Raw genomic sequence first — 21,188 nt, forward strand, 5'->3', positions numbered from 1 at the left:
GAACGGCGGCGACATCGGGGTCGACCATACCGGCGAAGGCGGCATGGATGAACAGGCGTCACTCGCCGAGGTGGCGGCGGTGGAACTCGCGCATGCGCTGGCGGTCGGGTTCGCGGGTCTCGAGCTCGAGGGCGCGGGCGAGGACCTCGCGGGCGGTCTTGCGGTCGCCGGCGCGGGCGGCCACGTGGGCGCGTAGCTCGAGGGCGCGGACGTTGTTTGGGTCGAGCTCGAGGGCCTTGTTGATGGCGCGGGTGGCGGCCTTGGGGCTGTCGCCGGCGTCGAACAGGGCACGGGCGTGGAGGCGCCAGGCGTCGCCGTGGAAGGGGAGGGCCTCGGTGAGCTCGCGGGTCATGCCGAGGGCGAGCTTGTGCTGCTCGGTGCGGAGGAAGATGTCGGTGGCGAACTCGACGGCGGCCAGCAGCTCGACGGTGGGGCGCTGCTCGCCGAGCATGCGGTGGAAGCCGGCGCGGGCGTGCAGGGCGGCCTGCTTGCGCTTGCGCTGCTTCAGGGCGATCTCGCCCCAGGCGATGAAGAGGCGGCCGGTGGCGACCTCGTCGCGCCCGGGCTCGGCGGCGTAGAAGCCCTGGCGGATCAAGGTCTCGGCGGCCTCGAGGTCGCGCAGGGCGACCAGGACGCGGGCGGCGAGGATCCGCGCCTCGATGTCGTACGGGCGCCGCCGCAGCAGCTTGTCGAGCTCGCCGCCGGAGCGGGAGAGACCTGTCCCTCGGGCCAGGCCCAGGCGGGCGCGGGCGCAAGTCAGGGCGTCGGCGTCGGCCCCGAGCGCGGCGGCGGCGGCCAGCCAGTCGTCGACCTCGGCCGGGACCGGGGCGCCCTGCTCGTCGGCCCGCGCCAGGGCCAGGCCGAGCAGCGCGAGCGGGGTGGTCGGGTCGATGCCTGGCTCTCGGGTCAGCTCGCGCAGCATCGCCTCGGCGCGCGCGCCCTCGCCGAGGTCGACGAGGTAGCGGGCCAGGGCCTCGCGGTAGCGCGGCAGGCGGAGGCCGGCGGCCGCCGCCTGCTCGTACCAGGCGAGGGCGTTGCGCTCGGCCTCGGGGACCTTGAGCCGGCGGCGCTGCCACACGTCGCCGAGCAGCAGCATGGCCTCGGCCGGGCGGGGCTCCTTCTCGACGGCGCGGGTCAGGGCGCGCTGGGCCTGGCGGAGGTCCTTCGAGTCTGCCCCGAGAGACAGGTAGGCCTCGCCGAGGCCGGTGTAGGCGCGCGGGGCGTAGTGCTCGGCGGCGGCAATGCCCTCGAGCTTGCGCGCCGCGGTCGCAGGGTCGCCGGTGTGGACGGCGACGCGCGCACGCGCGACCTCGACCTCCACCCGCCCCGGCAGCATGCGGTCGGCCCGCTCGAGCCACGGCTCGGCCTCGGCGAACCGCCGCTGCTCGACCAGCGCGAGGCCCTGCAGGTAGGCGACGCGCGGGTGGTCCTGCGGGCAGGCCGACAGCGCGGTGAGGCTGGCCATGACGTCGCCCTCGGCCAGCAGCGACCAGGCGCGCACGATCGACGCCTCGGGCTCGGGCACGCCGAGCTGGGCCAGCAGCTCGCGCGCGCGCTCGGCGTCACCTGCCTCGAGGGACAGCTCGAGCGCGAGCCGGCGGGCGTGCGCGTCCCACGGGGACAGGGCCGGCCAGGCCGCAGCCGCGCGCCCGAGGCCGGCCGCGGGCTCGCCGGCGTGGACGTGGACCAGCGCCCGCGCGAGCGCGGCGTGGGCCTGGTCGCGCGGGCCGAGCGCGGCCGGGTCGAGCGCGAGCAGCTGGTCGGCGAGGTCGGCGACGCCGCTCAGCTCGCGCCGCAGCAGCGCGTGCAGCAGGGCCTCGTCGGCGGCCAGGCCGAGGTGGGCGAGGCCGGCAGTGCGCGCGCGGGCCAGAGTCTGCAGCGCGGCGCCGAAGTCACCTGTCTCGAAGTACAGCCACACGAGCGCCCGCCGCGGGGCGATCGCGGCCGGCTGGGCGGCGATCGTGGCCTCGATCTCGGCGATCGCGGCGGCCAGCTCGCCGCGGCCCGCCAGCGCCAGAGTGCCCTGCAGCCAGGCCCGGGCCGGGCGCGAGAGCGAGGTGGTGGGCAGGGTGACCGCGGTCGCTGCGGCGTCGAGGTCGCCGTCGGCGAGGGCGAGCAGGCCGTCGGCGACGGCGAGGTCGCTGCACTGGGCCCGCTCGGGCTCGGCGCGGGCGATCGCCGCGCGCGCGCCGTCGCGGTCGTCGTCGTACTCGGCGGCGGCCTGGGCCCGCACCAGCGCCTCGGCGGTGAGGCGGCAGGGTGTCCTCGAGGACATGTTCGCAAAGCCATCCGCGGCGGCGTGCAAGTCGGTGAGGCCGCCGCGGGCGATGAGGACCTGGGCAGTGTCGAGGCTGGCGGCCTGGCCGCGGTCGACGTACCAGCGCGCGCCGACGCCGAGGCCGATGGCGAACAGGATGACGAGCAGCCAGGGGATCCGCGGCGGCGGAGGCGGCGGCTGCAACAGCCGCGGGCGCGCAGGCGCGGGGAGGTCGCGCGGGGTCACGAGCGAGCGGGTTTTAGCGCACCCGACGCGCGAGCGCGAGCGTCGCAGACGCGGAGCTCCTTGCGCCGGCATTCCGATCGCGACAGGTCGGACGCCGCGCAGCGACGATCGCGGCCGGCCGAGCCCGCTGCGATCGATGACGCCGGGTCAAGAATGACGGCGGCGAAATCGGCGACCGATCCGGCTGCTGCATTCGCTGCGCACAGGGCCGGGGTGAACAGGTTCCGTCGCGCTCCCTCGCGGGGAATGGGACGATGACGTCCGTGTCAGCTCGAGCTCGACGGCGACGAGGCGATCGCTTCGTCGGGCGAGGGTGCGTCGAGCCTGCCTGCGGCCTCGGGGCCGGTCACGGCTCGCCAGGGGAACCTGGTCTCGTCCGCGTCGTCGCCGGGTCGCTCCGCCGAGGTTGCCGAGGTCGGAAGTAGACGTCCCAGCCGCGCGGCGGGGCGGCCGCCAGGGCGACGGGCTCGTGCGGCGGCGGAGGTCCGCTTCGAGGCGTGCGGGGTCGAAGTCCCCAGGCGACTGCGCTGCGTCGGCAGCTCTGGCTCACGACGCTTCGGGGCCTCCTCGCGGGTGCGCGCCGAAGCTCGCCGAGCGCGCCGCGGCGTGGGCCGCGACGACGCTCGCGGGTCATCGAACCGGCACGAGCATGGCTTCTCGGACATGTATTCGCGAGCCAGTGCGAGCCGGATGCGCCGAAGACCGAGCTCACCATGGATGGCCCTTGGGCCATGTCCTTGCGGACATGTCCTTCAGCGCAGCATCACAGCCGCTCGCCGAGCGCGCGCAGGAGGGCGCGGGTGCCGGCGACGTCCTGGACGCGGTACCTGGCCGCGGTGGCGCCGGGGCCGACCTTGACGGTGAAGGCGCCCTCGGGGGCGGCGGCGAACATGTCCTCGTCGGTGCGGTCGTCGCCGACGACGATCACCAGGTCCTCGGGGCGGACGACCGCGCTGGCGATGAGGCCCTTGTGCACGCCGCGCGGGCGGACCTCGACGACCTTGTCGCCGAGCAGGACCTCGAGCGGGGTGCCGACCAGCAGCTCGCGCAGGTGCAGCCGCAGCTCGCGGGCCTGGTGGGCGCCCTGCTCGCGCTCGGCCAGGCGGTAGTGCCAGGCCAGGCCGGCCGCCTTGAGCTCGACGTGGCTGCCGGGGGTGTTGGCGGCCACGCGCTCGAGGGTGGCCAGCACCTTCTCGCGCAGGTCCTCGGGCACGGCGCCGCGGGCCCGCCACTCGCCGTCGACGCGCGAGTACATGCCGTGCTCGGCGTGGAGGTTGATGCGGAGGTCGCCGAGCCAGCGCTCGACGTCGGGGTACGGCCTGCCCGAGAGGACATGTGTCGAGAGACCTGTCTTCGTGGACAGCTGCTCGAGCAGCCGCAGGAGCTCGCGGTCGGGGGCGGCGAGCTCGGGGCGGGGGGCGATCGGGACCAGGGTGCCGTCGTAGTCGAGCAGGACGACGACGCGGCGGCCGGCGAGGACGGCGGCGCGGGCGGCCTCGGCGACGGCGCCCACGGCCAGCGCCGGGGTCGGCTCGCTCGGCGTGCCGAGCTCGGCGTCGTCCAGCGCGGCCAGGAAGTCCTCGGCCCAGCGGTGGACGTCGAAGCGGAGCACGCGGGCCCGCAGGCCCGCCATGCGGTTGCGCCGCTCGCCCTCCGACATGTCGATCGCCTGCTCGATCGCCTGCGCCATGCCGTCGACGTCGAACGGGTTGACCTGCAGCGCCTCGGGCATCTCCTCGGCGGCGCCGGCGAACTCGCTGAGCACCAGCACGCCGTCGCCGTCGGTCCGCGCGGCGGCGAACTCCTTGGCGACCAGGTTCATGCCGTCGCGCGTGGGCGTGACGAGCATGACCGAGGCGGCGCGGTAGAGCTCGATCAGCTGCTCCTGCGGGAAGCCGCGGTACATGTAGTGGATCGGCGCGTCGATGAGGGAGGAGCAGCGGCCGTTGATCGCGCCGACCATCTCCTCGACGCGGCGGCGGTAGTCCTGGTACGCGACGACCTTCTCGCGCGAGGGCACGGCGATCTGCAGCATGCGCAGCTTGCCGCGCAGGTCGGGCCGGCGCAGCAGCACGCGCTCGACGGCCGACAGGCGGCGGCGGATGCCCTTGGTGTAGTCGAGGCGGTCGACGCCGAGCAGCAGGTGCTCGCCGGGCCGCGGGCGGTACACCTCGTCGCTCGGCTGGACCTTGGCGGTGAAGGTCTCGGTGTCGATGCCCATCGGGAAGGCCCGGAAGCGGACCTTGCGCCCGGCGACGTTGAGCTCGTCGACGACGGGCTCGTGGCCGAGCAGGCGCACCACCGCGGACGCGAAGTTGCGGGCGTACGACGGCGTGTGGAAGCCGATGAGGTCGGCACCGAGCAAGCCGCGAAGGACATCTTCTCGCCACGGCAGCATGCGGAACACCTCGGACGCGGGGAACGGGATGTGGAGGAAGAAGCCGATCCGCGCGTCGGGCAGCTGCTCGCGCAGCATGCCGGGCAGCAGCAGGAGCTGGTAGTCGTGGACCCAAATCGTGTCGCCCGGGCGGTACTGCGCGGCGACCGCGGCGGCGAACTTGGCGTTGACGCGGCGGTACATCTCCCAGCCGCCGGAGTGCACGGGGATCCGGTCGAGCAAGTAGTGAAAGACCGGCCACAGCACGCCGTTGGCGAATTCTTCGTAGTACTGGCGGAGCTCGTCGGCGGTCAGCTCGACCGGCAGGGTGCGCAGGGCCTGCAGCTCCTTCATCGCGGATGCGCGGGCTGCGTCGTCGAGCTTCGACAGGTCGCCGGGCCAGCCGATCCACAGCCCTTGTGAGCGCTCGAAGGGTCCGCGTAGCCCGGTCGAAAGGCCGCCCATACTCGGGGTCACGATCGCGTCGCCTTGCGCGGCGCTCACGGTGACGGGCAAGCGGTTGGAGACGACGAGCAGGCGTGACATGGTCCCGAGTTTGCGCTTACATCCCCGGCGGGCAACTCGCCCCTCGACCCACGCCGTGCCACCGAACGTCGTCCGCTCCTCCTCCCGCCCCCCTGAACGGATCATCATCGAGGCCGTGTCGCCGGCCCTCGACGACGGTCGCCACGCGGTCAAGCGCATCGTCGGCGAAGAGCTGGTGGTCGAGGCCGACATCTTCAAGGACGGCCACGACCGGCTCGCCGCGCAGGCGCGCTGGTGCGGCCCCGGAGGCGGGTGGCAGACCGCGCCGCTGCGCTACGACTACGACAGCGACCGCTGGTTCGCCCGCATCCTGCTCGACCGCACCGGCACCTGGGAGTTCACCGTCGAGGCGTGGACCGATCGCTTCACGACCTGGCGGGTCGAGCTCGAGAAGAAGTTCGCCGCCGGTCAGGCGATCCACTCCGAGCTGCTCGAAGGGGCAGCCATGGTGGACGCCGCCGCGCGCGCCGCGAGCGACGGCGACAGGAGCTTGCTCATGCGGATCGCGGGCGAATTACGCGACCCGGAGCGCGGGCCGGCCGAGCGAGCGGTCGCGGCGCAGAACGCGGAGCTGCGAGCGCTGATGGCGCGACACCACGCGCCCGACGACCGCACCGAGTACCCGCAGGTCTTCCGCGTCCGGGTCGACCGCACGCGCGCCCGCTTCGGCAGCTGGTACGAGTTCTTCCCCCGCTCGTGCGGCGAGCCAGGGGTGCACGGCCGCTTCGTCGACGCCGAGCGGGCGCTGTACCGCATCGCCGCGATGGGCTTCGACGTGGTCTACCTGCCGCCGATCCACCCGATCGGCCTGACCTCGCGCAAGGGCAAGAACAACAGCCTGACCGCGGAGCCGGGCGACGTCGGCAGCCCGTGGGCGATCGGCGGCGAGGGCGGGGGCCACACCGCGGTCGCGTCGGAGCTCGGCACGCTCGCCGAGTGGGACCGCTTCGCCCGCACCGCCCGCAGCCTCGGCGTCGAGATCGCCCTCGACTACGCGCTGCAGTGCTCGCCCGATCACCCGTGGCTGAAGGAGCACCCCGAGTGGTTCTTCGTCCGGCCCGACGGCACCATCAAGTACGCCGAGAACCCGCCGAAGAAGTACCAGGACATCTACCCGCTCGACTTCTGGTGCGACGACCGCGAGGCGCTGTGGCAGGCGTGCAAGGACATCGTCCTGTTCTGGGTCGCGCACGGGGTGACGATCTTCCGCGTCGACAACCCGCACACCAAGGCGCTGGCGTTCTGGGAGTGGCTGATCGAGGAGGTGCAGCAGCAGCACCCCGACGTGCTGTTCCTGGCCGAGGCGTTCACCCGGCCCAAGCGCATGCGCTGGCTGGCGAAGGCCGGCTTCACGCAGTCGTACACGTACTTCACGTGGCGCACGACCGCGGAGGAGCTCAAGGACTACTTCACCGAGCTGACTCAGGGGCCGATGAAGGAGTACTACCGCGGCAACTTCTTCATCAACACGCCGGACATCCTGCCCGAGCACCTGCAGAAGGGCGGGCGCGCGGCGTTCCGGATCCGCCTGCTGCTGGCGGCCACTCTCGGGCCGACCTACGGCATCTACAGCGGCTACGAGGTGGGTGAGAACACGCCGCTGCGCGCCGGCTCGGAGGAGTACCTCGACTCGGAGAAGTACGAGCTGCGCCACCGCGACTACTCGGTCAAGGACAGCCTGGCCGCCGAGATCACCCAGCTCAATCGGGTGCGGCGCGAGCACCCGGCGCTGCAGCGCTACGACAACCTGAGCTTTCACCCCTGCGACAACCCGAACATCCTGTTCTACCTCAAGCGCGCGCCCGGTCCGGTCGGCGACGTGATGGTCGCGATCAACTGCGACTGGTCGAAGGAGCAGGGCGGGTGGGTCGAGGTGCCCCTCGAGGTGCTCGGGATCGCCGCCGACGAGCTCTACATGGTCGAGGACCTGGTCACCGGCGCGCGCTACGAGTGGAGAGGCAGCCGAAACTACGTTCGGCTCGATCCTGCGGGTCAACCCGGGCACTTGTTCCGACTGGTGCGCAATTACATCGACGTGGAGGTCACATGAGCGAAAACGAGCCGCTCTGGTACAAGCACGCCATCATCTACCAGCTCCACGTCAAGTCGTTCAACGACAGCGACGGCGACGGCTACGGCGACTTCCCGGGGCTCACCGCCAAGCTCGACTACTTGGCCGAGCTGGGGGTCACGTGCTTGTGGCTGCTGCCGTTCTATCCGTCGCCGCTCAAGGACGACGGCTACGACATCGCCGACTACGAGTCGATAAACCCGCGCTACGGGACGATGGACGACTTCAAGCGCTTCCTCGCCGAGGCGCACCTGCGCGGGCTCAAGGTCATCACCGAGCTCGTCATCAACCACACCTCGGACCAGCACCCGTGGTTCCAGCGGGCCCGGCGGGCGCCCAAGGGCTCGCCGGAGCGCGAGCTCTACGTGTGGAGCGACGACCCGACCCGCTACGCCGGGGCGCGCATCATCTTCACCGACACCGAGAACTCGAACTGGGCCTGGGACCCGCTGGCCGGCCAGTTCTACTGGCACCGCTTCTTCAGCCACCAGCCCGACCTCAACTTCGACAACCCGACGGTGCGCAAGCTGGTGCTCGACGTCATGCGCTTCTGGCTGGCGCTCGGCGTCGACGGCCTGCGCCTCGACGCGGTGCCGTACCTGTGCGAGCGCGAGGGCACCAACTGCGAGAACCTGCCGGAGACGCACGCGGTGCTGCGAGAGATGCGGGCCGCGCTCGACGCCGAGTTCCCCGGGCGGCTGTTCCTCGCCGAGGCCAACCAGTGGCCCGAGGACGTCCTGCCGTACTTCGGCAGCGACACCGAGCCGGAGTGCCACATGGCGTTCCACTTCCCGCTGATGCCGCGCATGTACATGGCGCTGCGCCGCGAGGACCGCACCCCGATCGTCGAGATCCTCGCGCGCACGCCGGCGATCCCCGAGGCCTGCCAGTGGGCCATGTTCCTCCGCAACCACGACGAGCTCACGCTCGAGATGGTGACCGACGAGGAGCGCGACTACATGTACCGCGAGTACGCCAAGGACCCGCGGATGCGCATCAACATCGGCATCCGCCGCCGGCTGGCGCCGCTGATGGACAACGGCCGGCGGCAGATCGAGCTGATGTGCGCGCTGCTGATGTCGATGCCGGGCACGCCGGTGATCTACTACGGCGACGAGCTCGGCATGGGCGACAACATCTTCCTCGGCGACCGCAACGGGGTGCGCACGCCGATGCAGTGGAGCGCCGACCGCAACGCCGGGTTCTCGCGGGCCGACAGCGCGGCCCTGTTCGCGCCGGTGCTGGTCGACCCGCCCTACAGCTTCTCCGACATCAACGTCGACGCCCAGGAGCGCACCGGCACCTCGCTGCTCCGCTGGATGCGCCGGCTGGTCCGCGTGCGCCGGCGCTTCCAGGCGTTCGGCGGCGGCGGCTTCGAGGCGCTCTACCCCGAGAACCGCGCGGTGCTGGCGTTCTTCCGCCGCCACGGCGACGAGCTGCTGCTGTGCGTGCACAACCTGTCACGCTTCGCCCAGTTCGCCGAGCTCGACCTGCGCGCCTACGAGGGCTTCATCCCGGTCGAGATGTGGAGCGACCGGCCGTTCCCCCGCATCGGCCAGCTGCCCTACCTGCTGACGATGTCGCCGCACGCGTTCTACTGGTTCGCGTTGCAAGCGCCCGACCGGCGCCCGGAGGGCCCGTGACCGCCCGCCCCGCGCTCGACCTCGCGGCCCTGGCCGACCTGTCCTCCGAGACATGGCTGGCCTTCCTCGCCGGCCGGCGGTGGTTCCCCGCCGGCGCCCGCGCGGTCAAGCTGGTCGGCGTCGCCCGCGTCGGCGCCGACGCGGCCCTGTGCCTGCTCGCCGCCGAGGCCGAGCGGCCGTGGACCACCCAGGTGCTGCTGCGCACCCAGCTGATCGATGGGGCAGGTCCTCACGAACATGTCCCGAAGAACAGCATCGAGGTGCCCTGCGAGGGCGCCCGGCTGGCGCTGGTCGAGGCCAGCGACGCGCCGGAGGTGTTCGTCGCCCTGGCGGCGGCCCTGCGCGCCGGCGCCGGCTTCCCCGGCCAGGGCGCCCACTGGACCGCGCGCGCCTCGGGCCGCCCGATCTGCGCCGGCGCCCTGGCGGGCGTGCGCCTGGTCGGCGGCGAGCAGAGCAACACCGCCGCGGTGCTCGGCGAGGCCGGGGTGCTCAAGCTGTTCCGCCGCATCGAGGTCGGCCGCCACCCGGAGATCGAGGTCGGCCGCTTCCTCACCGCCCGCGGCTTCCCCCACGCGCCGCCGCTGCTGGCCGAGCTGACGGTCGAGACCGGCGAGGGCACGGCCGCGGCCGGGGTGCTGCACGCGTTCCTGCCCGGCCGCGTCGACGGCTGGACCTACGCGCTGGCCCGCGCCGACATGACCGGCCCGGCGCGCGCGCTCGGGGCCGCCACGCGGGCGCTGCACGAGGCGCTGACCACCGACGACGAGTCGACCGGGATGGCCACCCGCGCGGTGGTGGCGGCCGACCGCGCCCGCTGGGTGGTCGGCCTGCGCCAGACGGCCGCCGCCGCGCTCGGCCGCCTGGCCCACCGCTACCGCGGCTTGCCGCCCGAGGTCCGCGCGCTCGCCGAGGTCGCGGCGTCCCGCAGCGAGGCCCTGCTGGCCGACGCCGAGGAGCGCCTGCGCACCGCCGCGGGCGTGCAGATCCGTATCCACGGCGACTACCACCTCGGCCAGGTCCTCTACGACCCGTCCGCCAATACGTGGGCGATCCTCGACTTCGAGGGCGAGCCGACCCGGCCGCTGGCCGAGCGCAGCCTCCGACAGCTGCCGCAGCGCGACGTCGCCGGCATGCTGCGCTCGTTCGCCTACGCCAGCCTGGTCGGCAAGGGCGGCCGCGCCTGGGAAGAGGCGACCTCCGCCGCGTTCCTGGCCGGCTACGACGCCGCCGCCACGCCCGGCTCGCCGCTGCCCGCCGCCCAGTCGTCGCCGCTGCTGCGCGCCTGCGTGATCGAGCGCAGCTACCACGAGCTGGCCTACGAGCTCGACTACCGCCCCGACTTCGCGTGGGTCCCGCTGCAGTCGCTGGTCGCCCTGAGCGAGGCCATACCCTCGCAGACCTGGCCGCGCGCGTCGCAGTTCTGAGGCGCCCGGATGTTCTTTCGCGCATGTCCAGACGGACATGCTCTTTAAAACATGTCCTTCAGGACCGCGAGCGGCGCGCTCGCCACCACGCCTGCCCGCCGTAGCCGAGCGGCACGGCGGCGGCCGCCAGCCCCGCGGCGTCCACGAGCCCCTCGCCGAGCAGCATCGCCACCAGGCCGGCGATCGTCACCAGCCCCAGCCACGGCTCACGCCCCTTCATCGCCGGCTCCTTCCGCGGCGCGGCCGGGCCGCAGGCGCTGGGCCCTGCGGCGGTCGAAGAACAGCCACGCGCCGTTGGCGGTGATGAAGAGGGTCAGCAGGTTGCACGCGGTCCACAGCAGCTTGAGCGGCAGGCCGCCGTAGTCGCCGAAGTGCAGCGGCTCCGCCAGGAACATCGCGTGCAGGTAGCCCGGCAGCTCGACGTCGCGGGCGACCTCGCCGGTGTCGGCGTCGATCATCACCGCGTCGATCATGCGCGCCTCGAGGCCCTCCGTGCCGCCGAGCAGCACCGCGTAGTGGCGCGGGGTGGTGAGGTCCATGCCGGGGTAGAGGATCGATCGCACCCCCCACCCGGACCTCGCGTGCGCAGTGGCGACCTCGATCACCCGCGGGACCGACACCGGCGGGTGTCGGGCGTCGACCGGCGTGGCATCGCTGTACTCCTGGCGGATCGCGGCCAGGTCGGTCATCTGCCACACGCCCAGCGCGATGGTGCTGAAGCCGAGCAAGAAGCCCGACAGGCTGACGACCACGGCCCACCCGAGCACCACCGCGCCGATGAAGTTGTGCAGGTCGAGCTGCGCCAGGCGGGCGCCGCGGCCCCTGCGGATGACGCCATAGGCGATCCGTCGCACGTAGGGCGCGTAGAGGACGAGGCCCGACAGCAGCGAGGCGAGCACCAGCAGGCCGACGAGCGCGCCGAGGAGGCGCCCGGGCAGGCCGAGGAACCACTCGGCGTGCAGCTCGAGCAGGACGCCGGTGAAGCTCCTGTCGGGGTCCTCGTCGTCGCCGAGCATGCGCCCGCTCGCCAGCTCGAAGTAGGCCAGCCGCGCGCGCTCGAAGCCGGTCTCCTCGGGCGCGGCGACCACCCCGAGCATCACCCCGGGATGGTTCAGCGGGTCGAGCCCGACGCTGAGCACCCGCTGGTCCGGGAACTCGCGCCCCAGCGTCGCCAGACAGTCGCCGACCCGCGCCTCGCCCTCCGCCGCGCGGACCGGCACCACCCCCAGCGCGGCGTCGATCTCCTCGCGGAAGACCAACACTGCGCCCGTCAGACACAGCACGAGGAACGGCAGGGTGGCGACGAGGCTCGCCCAGCGGTGGATCTGGAGGTTCAGGCGGAACCAGCGGGAGGTCGACGGTTGCACGGTGTGATTTTGACTATCAATATCAGAATGCCGGCCGGCGATCAACGGCCTGCGGCCGAGCGGCGGGGGCTGCTTCGAACCTCCGCGAGCGAGCGGCGGTCCTGCGGTGAGCGCCGGCCCGACGGGAGCCCGAGCCGGAGGCGCGCTCCGTGGGTGGCCCCGAGGACATGTTCCTTCGGGCATTTCGTCGGGGCCACGCCGGCCCCGATCGGCGAGCGAGCTCGCGGGGCCGCGGCTACGAAGGGAGGCCTTGCGAGCTCGCGTCGTCGCTCGGCGGCGAGAGGAGCTCGCGAAGCTCGCTTCGCACCGCTTCGTCCGGATGTTGCTCCGCCCAGGTCTGCAGCCTGCGCGTCACTTCCTCGTCCGCGGGATCGAGCTCGTGGAGCAGGAGAGCGGCGCGGATCTGGTGATAGGCCTCGATCAGGGGATGGGTCGGGCCACTGCGAGCGATGACACCCTCGCCGTCGGGAGTGGAGACCACGTGCCCGTCGTCGAACGCGGTGCGGCCTTCGAGCCCGATCCCGTCCATCAGACCGCGCAGGAATTCGCGGTACCTCTCGCGCGTGTGAGCGGGGTCGGCGTGGGCCAGAGCGGCGACGAGTTCGTAGGCGTCGACCGGGTCGTCTTCGCGGTACTGGGCGACGAGGTCGTCGTACGCTCGCTGGAGCGCCTCCGAGCGGGCGGCGAGGCGGCCGACGATCTCGCGGACGCGCATGACCTGCTCGTAGCGCCACTCCGGCAGCGCCTGCGCGATCTGGCCGGCGATCTGCTCGGTCTCGATGCCGGCGAGGGCGAGGCGGCACAGGGCGTCGGTCGCGTGCGCCTGCGTCCAGTCGTACGCGCCGAAAGCCACCCGGCCGAGGTCTTCCAGCGCGGCCGGGCCGAGGTGGAACCAGATCTCGAAGATCGCCTCCTGGCAGGCCCACATCCAGTCACCGAGGCCCTCGAACTTGCCGGCGAGATGGGCCGGCTTCTCGGGCGGATTCCAGAAGTACGGGCGTGCGCTGCCGAGCACCTTCACGCCGAACTCCTCGGCCGCCTGCCGGGCCCGTCGCGTGAACAATTCGCGATCCTCGACGGCCGCTGCGACGTCGGCGATCTCTGGGCCCGGGTCTCGCTTACGCCAAAACACCGTCGCAGTGTACCCGACGTCGACGTGAACCGCGGGTGCGCTTCGGGGCCGCCTCGCGCCGCTGCGCACCGAGCCGCTGGCCACGGACGCGGGTGTGGCGACGGTGGCACGACGGTGGGCCCGATCGGGCTGATGATGAGGTTGCGGTCCATGAATCGCGTGCGGGGTGCCGGCCGCGGGGCGGCTCACGCCTGCTGCGCGGGCGCGCGGCGTTGACACCCGGGTGACGGCGGGATAGCGCTGCGAGGGTGCGAATCCTCGAGCGTCTGTTCCTGATCTCCGCGTTCGCGCTGTCGGCCTGCGGCGACGACGGCGGCACCTCGGCCGGCGACACCTCCGGCGCGAGCGCGACGGACACGAGCACGACGGACGCGAGCACGACGGACGCGAGCACGACGGACGCGAGCACGACGGACGCGAGCACCACGGACGCGAGCACCACGACCGGCACTGGCGAGCCGACGACCACCGTCGCGCCGACGAGCACGAGCACGAGCACGACCACGGGCGACGGCACGAGCACCACGGGCGACGGCGTGTGGGAGGACTTCGAGGCTCAGCGCGCCTCGCTGCTCGAGACGCTGGCGCCGCCGATCGTCAGCTGCATCGCCAAGGTCGACACCGATCACCCGGTGTGGAACGGCTGCATCGACTGGCACTCGTCGGTCCACGCCACCTATGCCCTGCACATCATCCACGAGCACACCGGCGACGCGAGCTACCTCGAGGCGGCCGAGGCCAAGATGACGCCGGCGGGGCTCGAGGCCGAGCTCGACAACGTGAAGGCGGTCGCGTATCCGCAGGAGATCCCCTACGGCTACGCGTGGTTCTTGACCCTGGCGCGGGCGCGCGAGCGGATCACCGGGGCCACCGATCTGGTGCCGCTGGCGACGGAGATCTCGACGCAGCTGCGGGACTATGTGCTCGACCGGACGCCGGCCCAGTTCGAGGCCGGGATGCTGCGCGACGATTATTTAAACCTGTCGTGGGCGATCCTCAACTTGTGGCAATGGGGGCAGTTCACCGGCGACGCCGCGCTGGCGGCCGAGATGGAGGAGCTGCTGCTGCCCCCCGCGGTGGTCGAGCAATTCGACGCGCTGTGCCCATTCGCGCAGGAGGAGGCCGACGCCGACGACTTCTTCCCGCCGTGCCTGCACCGCGCGCTGGCCCTGGCCACCATGTGGCCGCAGCGCGAGGCGACCGCCTGGCTCGATTCCTGGCTGCCCGCCGACCCGGTGCTGACGCCGATCGCCATGCCCGCGGCGGCGCATATCAGCGGCCTCAACTTCTCGCGCGCCTGGGGCCTCTACGCCGGCTACCGCGCGACCGGTGATACTGCCCTGCGCGACCTGTACCTCGACCACCTGCTGACCCACATCGATCACCCCGAATACTGGGCCGAGGATTATTATAATTATTCGCACTGGGTCGCGCAGTTCGGGGTCCACGCGATCGCCCTGACCTACGAGCCGTGAGGTCGTCGCGGCGAGCCCGGGAGCTCCGAAGCTTCTCGGGCTGCCGCCGGCGAGAAACCGCTTGACCCGGCCCGGCGGGTGCGGTCTCGTCCCCGTACCCCCATGCCCGTCAAGCTGATCGTCGCCCTCGCTCTCCTCGCCCTCGCCACCACGATGCAGGTCATGCGCATCGCCGAGGGCGGCCACACCATCGGCGATTACGTCAACCTCTCGCTCAAGCTGTTCCTGGTGGTCGGCCTCGTGCGGGGCAGCGAGAGCGCGCGGACGCTGGCGCTGGTGGTCGGCGGGCTCAACGTCCTGATCGGCGTCCTGGCTGTGTTCGCCGTCGGCGCCGTCCTCGGCTACCTGTCGCTGGCCCTGCAGCTGCAACTGGCCGTGCCGCTGGTGTTCGGCGCCTATCTGCTGTGGTGCATGAGCCAGGAAGACGTGAAGACCTGGCTGTACAAGCGCGCCTTCGCCGGGGTCGCCGACACCGAGTGAGCTGCGCCGCTCGGGCGCCCGGAGCTGCCGCCCGCGTTCCCGCCGGGAGCTCCGGCGGGCAATGTCGTGCGGCCGTACGTTCACGCAGGCCGCGCGAGGCGAGCGCCTCCGCGCGCCGCAATGTCGCTGTATCGGCGCGCGTGTCTGCTGGCGAGCGAGTCAGGACCGACGACAGCCAATGGTATGTGTGTTCGAGGCCCGGCCGATGGCGGTGTTGTGGGCTGTGCCTCGATTTCGTCGAGCAGCACGTCTTCGCGCGCGAAGACGGCCGGCCGGCCGTTGCCCGTATATGCGCACCGTGAGAGGGACCACAGGCGGCTTGTGAGGCGTCACAGGGTATAGGAAAATCGGGCCCTGACATGGTCGAGGCGGGGGAAGACTGGGCGGAGCTGCGCGCTCACGAACCCGAGGACTTGATCGGTGCGGTATTGGACAACCGTTACCGAATCCTCGAGGTGCTCGGGGCCGGGGGTATGGGGACCGTGTATCGCGCCGAGCACATCGAGCTCGGCGAACAGGTGGCCGTGAAGCTGTTGAGTCCGCGCTTCGCTCACGACGCGGAGTGGGTGAAGCGGTTCCGTCGCGAGGCCAGAGCGGCGCTGCGGATCCGCCACGACAACGTGGTGCGCGTCCTGGACTTCGCCGCGCCGGCCCCAGGTTTCGTGTACATGGTGATGGAACTGATCGCCGGCGAGAGCCTGGCCGATCTTTCGTACCGGGAGGGGTCGATCCCCTGGGATCGGGCGCTGGCCATCGCCGACCAGATCGCCAGCGCCCTGGAGGTCGCCCATGCTCATGGCATTATTCACCGCGACATCAAGCTGTCCAATTGCGTTCGCACGACAGTGGCCGGCCATGATGATTTCATCAAGGTGCTGGACTTCGGCATAGCGAAGTGGATGGACTCGGAGGGGGAGGGGGCGGATGCGCCACGAACCTCGACCGGGGTATGGATGGGCACCGCCGAGTACATGGCACCGGAGATGTTCCGGGGCGAGCAGCCGGACCCGCGCGTGGACGTGTACGCCCTCGGCATCTTGATGTATCGGCTGGTCGGCTGCCAGGCTCCATTCCGCGGTACGCACATGGACGTCGCCATGCAACTCGCGGTCCGCGACGCTGCGCCCCCGAGCCGCTCCGCGCCCCCCGGCGTGCTCATCCCGCCCGAGGTCGATGCATTGATCCTCCGCGCGATCGCCCGTGAGCGCGAGGCGAGGACCCTTTCGATGACCGCGCTGCGCGCCGACATCCTCGCCGCTCTACGTGGTGTCCCCAGCCCCGAGAGTACGAGCGACGACGTGACCGTCGTCCTTCGGCGTGCCCCCGCCGTCGAACAGGTACCGGATCCGGAACCCGTCACCGCGACGACTACGATCGGAGGCCGCAAGCCGCGGCCTGGGGACGTTCGTGTGCAGACCACGGAGCCTGTCGCCGTGCTTCCACGACGAAGGTGGGGGATGGCCTACGGCCTGGGAAGCGCGGCGCTCCTCGGGGTCGCGGCGATCTTGGGATGGGTCGCGTGGCCGCGGGACGAGCCCGTTCACGGGGGCACGGGGGGAGAAATGGTGCCAGAGCCCGCTACCGTGGAGGTGTCTGCGGCGCCCTCGCTCGTCACGGAGGCGGGACCGCCGAGCCCATCCGTCGCGCCGGCCGAACACCCGCTGGCGGGCGCGAGCCCAGCTGCGAGCGCCCCGGCGGTGTCCGAGGCCGCTTCGAAGGCCGAGGCCGCACCGGCGCCCGAGAAGCCGAAGCAGCCCTCGCGCAAACGCCCCACCAAGGGCCGACCCAAGGTGGTCGATCCGTGGCGCTCGGGGCAATGAGGCAGCCAGTAACTCACGCCTCGACGTCACCCTCGTCCCTCTCGCCTCGCCATAGCGATGCCGCCGGGATGGTTCCGTAATATGTCCTTAAGGACATTGCGTCACGTACGGCGCAGCAGCATCGCCGCGAAGTTCTGGCCGCAGCCGAGGCCCATCAGCACCACGTGGCGGCTCTGCAGCGAGCGGGCGTGCAGCGACAGGACGATCGCCGCGGTCGCCAGGGTGCAGTTGCCGAGGGTCTCGACCACGCTCGGCAGCTCGGCCGGGCCGAGGTGTTGTTGCCAGGCCGCGAGGACGGGGCGGTTGGGCTGGTGGGTGACGAGCGCGACGTCGGCCGGCGACAGGCCGTGGCGGGCCAGCAGGGTGCTCCATAGCCGCAGCGGCGCCGCGGTCGCCAGCTCCTCGTAGACGCGGCGGGCGGCGGCCTCGAACACGAAGGTGAGCTGTGGGTCGGGGTTCGGTTCGGCGGCGCGTCGCGGTCGTCGGAGCTGCACAGTCATCGCCTCGCGCAGCTCGCTGTAGGTCTCGCCGAGCTCGTCGACGAAGCGGAGCGAGCCGCCGCGGCCGACCACCACCGCGCCCGCCCCGTCGCCGATCCCGAACGCCCCGGCGTCGGCGTAATCGACCAGGCGGCTCCAGCCGGCGGCGACCACCACCAGCGCGCGCTCGCAGCGGCCGGCGGCGACCGCCTCGCACGCGCTCGTCAAGGCGACCACGAAGTTGGTGAACTCGGAGTGGATCGGCACCACGGTCGCGTCGCGGCGCAGGCCGAGCTCGGCGTGCAGCGCGAACAGGCCGCTCGGCGTCACGTGCTCGGCCGGCGACACCGCGCCGTACAGGCGGTCGATCGCGCCTGCGGCGACGCCGGCGTCGGCGAGGGCGGCCCGGGCCGCGCGCACGCCGAGCGCCTCGACGCGCTCGCCGGGGGCCAGCACGCGGCGCTCGCGGAAGCCGGTGAACGGCGACCCGGCGGCGTGCGGCAGCCCGGCGAACAGCGGGTCGTCGTTGTGGCGGATCGTGTCCGGCACCGCGTGCCCGAGGCCGAGGATCCCGACCTCCGTGATCACGCCGCACCTGCCGGGCCGGGGGCGCGCTCGGTGCCGAAGAACTCCGCCACCGCGCGGGCGCGGCGGGCCAGCGTCGGCGCCATCACGGTCGGGTCGACGCGGACGTTGATCACGGTCGGGCGCGCGCCGGCGAGGGCCTCGCGCAGGGCCGCCCGCAGCGACTGCACGTCGTCGACCTCGACGCCGACGGCCCCGAACCCGCGCGCCACCGCGGCGGCGTCGATGCGGCGGCGGAACCCGTAGAAGCCCGCGTCGCCGCCGAACGCCAGCTGTTCGCCCTGCTGGATCATCCCGTGGCCCGCGTTGTCGAGCACCACCCACGTCACCGGCAGGCCGAGCTCGACGGCGGTGTGGACCTCGAAGCCGTGCATGGCGAACGCCGCGTCGCCGGTGAGCGCCACGGCGCGCCGCCCGGGAGCCGCCAGCGCTCCGCCGATCACCCCCGCGACCGCGCTGCCCATCGCCGCGAGGCCCATGTCGATGAAGTAGGTGCCCGGCCGGCGCGCCTCGAAGTGATGGCCGGCCCACAGGCTCGAGTTGCCGGTGTCGACGAACAACAGGCCGTCGTCGGGCAGCGCCGCGCGCAGCTCGGTGATCACGCGCGGCGGCGACAGCGGCGAGGCCTCGGAGCTCCGCTGCTCCGCCTGCTCCCACCGCGGCACCTCGCGCGTCAGGCTAGCGAGCGCCTCCGGTGCGGCCCGCGGCGCGCCGGTCGGGATCGCCTCCGCGATCGCGTCGAGGGTCGCGCGCGCGTCGCCCACGAGGCCGAGCGTCACCGGGTAGTTCTTGCCGATCTGCAATGGGTCGACGTCGATCTGCACGAACGCGACCGGGGCTCGCAGCCGCTGGCTCCACGCGCTCGACGCGAACTCGCCCAGGCTCGAGCCGATCACGAGGATCACGTCGTCGTCCTCGAGGTAGCGATCGGACCGCGCGTGGCCGCCCATGCCGAACACGCCGAGCGACAGCGGGTGATCCTCGGGGAACACCGACTTGCCCTTCGGCGAGGTCACCACCGGCGCCTGCAGCCGCTCCGCCAGCCGCAGCAGCGCCGGCTCGGCTCTGGCGAGCGCGACCCCGTGGCCGGCGAACAGCGTCGGCCGGCGCGCGCCCGCCAGCAGCCGCGCGGCCTGCTCGATGTCCTCGGCGCGCGCCACCGATACGCGCTGCGGGCGATAGCTGGCCGGCTCGCGGACCTCGTACGGCACCTTCACGCGCGCGAGGTCGGCGGGGATGTTGAGGTGGACCGGCCCGGGGCGGCCCGTGGTCGCGGTGCGCAGCGCATGTCGTAGCATTCGCATGCCCATCTGCGCCGTCACCACCATCGCCGACAGCTTCGTCACCGGCCGCAAGATCTCGACGACGTCGACCCCGTGCCAGGTGCTCTCCTGGATCGCGCCGAGGCCGAACATTCCGGTCGCGACTTGCCCCGTGAGGTAGAGGACCGGCAGCGAGTCGGCGTGCGCCGCGGCCACGCCGGTGAGCGCGTTGGTGGCCCCGGGCCCCGAGGTGACGCAGCAGACGGCCGGCTCGCCGCGGACCCGCGCGTGCGCGTTGGCCATGAACGCCGCGCCCGCCTCGTGGCGCGCCAGCACGAAGCGCATGCGCCCGCGGGCCTTCAGCGCCTCGAACAGCGCGCTGAGCGGCCCGCCCGGCACCCCGAAGAGGTGCGAGACGCCCTCGAGCTCGAGCTGCTCGAGGAGCTGATGAATGAGCGGGGCGTCGGTCGCCATCAATTGGTTGGTGACGCGAGGCGGGCGATCAATTGATGGCCGCGTCCGCGCCGCTCGCGCCAGGGGTCGAACCCTCCTGTCCTTCCGAACAGCTTCTCCGTGGACCGAGCATCGCGGGCTCCAGGTCCCGCCGCGCGGTCACGCGCGAGGACGGCCGCCGACGATTTTTTTCAGGACGCGGAAATTGATCGGCCGGCTCGTGGAACTTGGAGGTTGCGACCAGGAAATTTCGATGTCTGCGCCCCGACCGCTCCTCACCTCCATCCTCCTGTCCACCGCGCTGCTCACCGCTTGCGACGACGACCTGACCGGGTCGCCCGCCGAGCCGGCCGAGCTCGCCACCGTCTCGGCGCCCGAGCGCACGGAGGCCGACCGCGCCAAGTTGTTGGCCAGGCGAGGGAGGCTCGCCGAGTCTCGGGCGCTCGGGCAGGCGAAGGTCGACCGCGCCCTCCTCGACCAGCTCGCCGCCGAACAAATGTTGCGGGTCGATGTCGCCGTGCCGAGCGACGCCCAGCAGTCGCGCTACGTGCTGTTCGCCGGCGAGCTCCCCGAAGCGCCCACCAGCCTCGTGGCGCTGGAGAATGAGCCCGGCGAGGGCGTGCGCAAGGAGATCCTGCTCGGCGGCGAGGATGCCGCCCGGCCGGCCCTGTTCCGCAACGTGGCCGAGGGCACGTACACGGTCTGCGTCGCCGTCAGCCCGCCCGCGAGCCCCGAGGATCGCGCGCTGATGGAGCGGGCGGCTGCGATCCTCGAGGCCGACGGCCCCGGGCCGCTGTCGGCCGAGAAGATCCAGGCCGCCGCCGCCGCCGCGCAGGCCGAGACCGGCCACAAGTTCACCCCCATCGACTGGAGAGCGCGCCCGGTCCGCTGCCAGCGCCTCGAGGTCGACGCGCGCCCGGAGAGCCGGGTCGTCGCCCTCGACCCCGCCTGAGCTGCGGTCCGCGAGCGCGGCCGCGCGCGAGGGAGGACGTTGCCTCCGGCGATCCTCGGCCCGCACCGGCTCTCGACTTCCGAAGACATCGTCCGGGGCGCCGCGAAGGGGCATTTCGCGGGTCAATCGAGCGCGGGGGCGTGCGCGAGGGGCCAGGCCTCGGAGGACAAGTCGCGGCCGTGGAGTCGCAGTCGCAGGGGCCGAACGACATGGGGAGGTCGGCAGGGACCGTGCGCTTTGTTCCGTGACCGTTGCCCTTCGAGAGGCCTCCCGCCGAGATCCGCCAGGCCGGCAAGGCGTGAGGACGGGGGATGCCGGGCGGACCTGGGACCGACGAGCGGCGGCCGACGATGCTCCCATGCCCGCCTGCGCGCGTCGCCGTGAGCTGCCTCGGCAGGGCGCCTCTCTCCGAGCCTCGACAGGTCGGCAAGGCGCGAGGTGGGAGGTCGCCGGGCGAGCCCGGGACCGACGAGCGACGGCCGACGACGCCCATGCCCGGCCGCGCGCGTCGTCACGACCTGCCTCGGCAGGTTGCCTTATACTGCACGTACGCCGATTGCAGCGTCACCGCCACCGCCTGCGCTCGCATGACGCCCGTCCAGTGCAGATTAAAAAATGT

At 72.5% G+C, this 21,188-nt stretch carries 14 protein-coding genes; 7 read left to right on the forward strand and 7 right to left on the reverse strand.

All coding sequences use genetic code 11. From position 1 onward, the window contains the following. Positions 1 to 58: 58 nt before the first annotated feature. Positions 59 to 2,503 (reverse strand): tetratricopeptide repeat protein, encoded by a 2,445-nt coding sequence (locus tag O0S08_RS02320; RefSeq protein ID WP_269037306.1) that lies wholly within the window; start codon positions 2,501 to 2,503, stop codon positions 59 to 61. Positions 2,504 to 3,266: 763 nt separating this feature from the next. After that, positions 3,267 to 5,426 carry a bifunctional alpha,alpha-trehalose-phosphate synthase (UDP-forming)/trehalose-phosphatase gene (locus O0S08_RS02325; RefSeq protein ID WP_269037307.1) on the reverse strand — a complete coding sequence of 720 codons (2,160 nt, stop codon included), beginning with the start codon at positions 5,424 to 5,426 and terminating at the stop codon, positions 3,267 to 3,269. Here O0S08_RS02325 and O0S08_RS02330 point away from each other — a divergent pair. Genes O0S08_RS02330 through O0S08_RS02340 form a run of 3 tightly spaced genes read left to right on the forward strand, consistent with a single transcriptional unit; the run spans position 5,425 to position 10,564 of the window. Then, entirely contained in the window at positions 5,425 to 7,476 is a 2,052-nt protein-coding gene (locus tag O0S08_RS02330; protein ID WP_276082584.1) for an alpha-1,4-glucan--maltose-1-phosphate maltosyltransferase, read from the forward strand. The genes O0S08_RS02325 and O0S08_RS02330 overlap by 2 nt on opposite strands. Then, complete coding sequence (gene treS / locus O0S08_RS02335; protein WP_269037309.1) at positions 7,473 to 9,140, forward strand: maltose alpha-D-glucosyltransferase; 1,668 nt, start codon at positions 7,473 to 7,475, stop codon at positions 9,138 to 9,140. The genes O0S08_RS02330 and treS overlap by 4 nt, the downstream gene beginning before the upstream one ends. Then, positions 9,137 to 10,564, forward strand: a complete 1,428-nt coding sequence (locus O0S08_RS02340) for a phosphotransferase (protein ID WP_269037310.1) — start codon at positions 9,137 to 9,139, stop codon at positions 10,562 to 10,564. Before treS ends, O0S08_RS02340 begins: the two co-directional genes overlap by 4 nt. 58 nt (positions 10,565 to 10,622) lie before the next feature. Here the strand turns inward: O0S08_RS02340 and O0S08_RS02345 are convergent, their stop codons facing one another. From O0S08_RS02345 to O0S08_RS02355, 3 genes are all read right to left on the reverse strand, one after another. Further along, positions 10,623 to 10,784: a hypothetical protein gene (locus tag O0S08_RS02345; RefSeq protein WP_269037311.1), complete on the reverse strand. Its 162-nt coding sequence runs from the start codon at positions 10,782 to 10,784 to the stop codon at positions 10,623 to 10,625. Further along, on the reverse strand, positions 10,771 to 11,931 hold the full coding sequence (locus O0S08_RS02350) for a PepSY-associated TM helix domain-containing protein (RefSeq protein WP_269037312.1): 1,161 nt from the start codon (positions 11,929 to 11,931) through the stop codon (positions 10,771 to 10,773). Before O0S08_RS02350 ends, O0S08_RS02345 begins: the two co-directional genes overlap by 14 nt. 235 nt (positions 11,932 to 12,166) lie before the next feature. Beyond that, positions 12,167 to 13,063 (reverse strand): hypothetical protein, encoded by an 897-nt coding sequence (locus O0S08_RS02355; RefSeq protein ID WP_269037313.1) that lies wholly within the window; start codon positions 13,061 to 13,063, stop codon positions 12,167 to 12,169. 248 nt (positions 13,064 to 13,311) lie between these two features. On the opposite strand from O0S08_RS02355, the gene O0S08_RS02360 reads away from it, so the two are divergent. From O0S08_RS02360 to O0S08_RS02370, 3 genes are all read left to right on the forward strand, one after another. Beyond that, positions 13,312 to 14,538 (forward strand): DUF2891 family protein, encoded by a 1,227-nt coding sequence (locus tag O0S08_RS02360; RefSeq protein ID WP_269037314.1) that lies wholly within the window; start codon positions 13,312 to 13,314, stop codon positions 14,536 to 14,538. A gap of 102 nt (positions 14,539 to 14,640) precedes the next feature. Further along, complete coding sequence (locus O0S08_RS02365; protein WP_269037315.1) at positions 14,641 to 15,018, forward strand: hypothetical protein; 378 nt, start codon at positions 14,641 to 14,643, stop codon at positions 15,016 to 15,018. A gap of 359 nt (positions 15,019 to 15,377) precedes the next feature. Next, complete coding sequence (locus tag O0S08_RS02370) at positions 15,378 to 16,838, forward strand: serine/threonine-protein kinase (RefSeq protein WP_269037316.1); 1,461 nt, start codon at positions 15,378 to 15,380, stop codon at positions 16,836 to 16,838. 101 nt (positions 16,839 to 16,939) lie between these two features. Here the strand turns inward: O0S08_RS02370 and O0S08_RS02375 are convergent, their stop codons facing one another. Then, entirely contained in the window at positions 16,940 to 17,905 is a 966-nt protein-coding gene (locus O0S08_RS02375) for a 3-oxoacyl-ACP synthase III family protein (RefSeq protein WP_269037317.1), read from the reverse strand. Beyond that, complete coding sequence (locus O0S08_RS02380) at positions 17,902 to 19,638, reverse strand: thiamine pyrophosphate-binding protein (protein ID WP_269037318.1); 1,737 nt, start codon at positions 19,636 to 19,638, stop codon at positions 17,902 to 17,904. The genes O0S08_RS02375 and O0S08_RS02380 overlap by 4 nt, the downstream gene beginning before the upstream one ends. A 232-nt stretch (positions 19,639 to 19,870) precedes the next feature. Here O0S08_RS02380 and O0S08_RS02385 point away from each other — a divergent pair, with 232 nt between their 5' ends. After that, positions 19,871 to 20,569, forward strand: a complete 699-nt coding sequence (locus O0S08_RS02385; RefSeq protein ID WP_269037319.1) for a hypothetical protein — start codon at positions 19,871 to 19,873, stop codon at positions 20,567 to 20,569. The last annotated feature ends 619 nt before the right edge of the window (positions 20,570 to 21,188 follow it).

The sequence above is a fragment of the Nannocystis punicea genome, from assembly GCF_026965555.1.
Lineage (GTDB): Bacteria > Myxococcota_A > Polyangia > Nannocystales > Nannocystaceae > Nannocystis > Nannocystis punicea.

What these genes read in the sequence shown, in the direction of transcription:
- O0S08_RS02385 (WP_269037319.1), top strand. Translation starts at nt 19,871, where the DNA reads ATGTCTGCGCCCCGACCGCTCCTCACCTCCATCCTCCTGTCCACCGCG.
- treS (WP_269037309.1), top strand. Translation starts at nt 7,473, where the DNA reads ATGAGCGAAAACGAGCCGCTCTGGTACAAGCACGCCATCATCTACCAG.
- O0S08_RS02345 (WP_269037311.1), bottom strand. Translation starts at nt 10,784, where the DNA reads ATGAAGGGGCGTGAGCCGTGGCTGGGGCTGGTGACGATCGCCGGCCTG.
- O0S08_RS02380 (WP_269037318.1), bottom strand. Translation starts at nt 19,638, where the DNA reads ATGGCGACCGACGCCCCGCTCATTCATCAGCTCCTCGAGCAGCTCGAG.
- O0S08_RS02330 (WP_276082584.1), top strand. Translation starts at nt 5,425, where the DNA reads ATGGTCCCGAGTTTGCGCTTACATCCCCGGCGGGCAACTCGCCCCTCG.
- O0S08_RS02370 (WP_269037316.1), top strand. Translation starts at nt 15,378, where the DNA reads ATGGTCGAGGCGGGGGAAGACTGGGCGGAGCTGCGCGCTCACGAACCC.
- O0S08_RS02365 (WP_269037315.1), top strand. Translation starts at nt 14,641, where the DNA reads ATGCCCGTCAAGCTGATCGTCGCCCTCGCTCTCCTCGCCCTCGCCACC.
- O0S08_RS02325 (WP_269037307.1), bottom strand. Translation starts at nt 5,426, where the DNA reads ATGTCACGCCTGCTCGTCGTCTCCAACCGCTTGCCCGTCACCGTGAGC.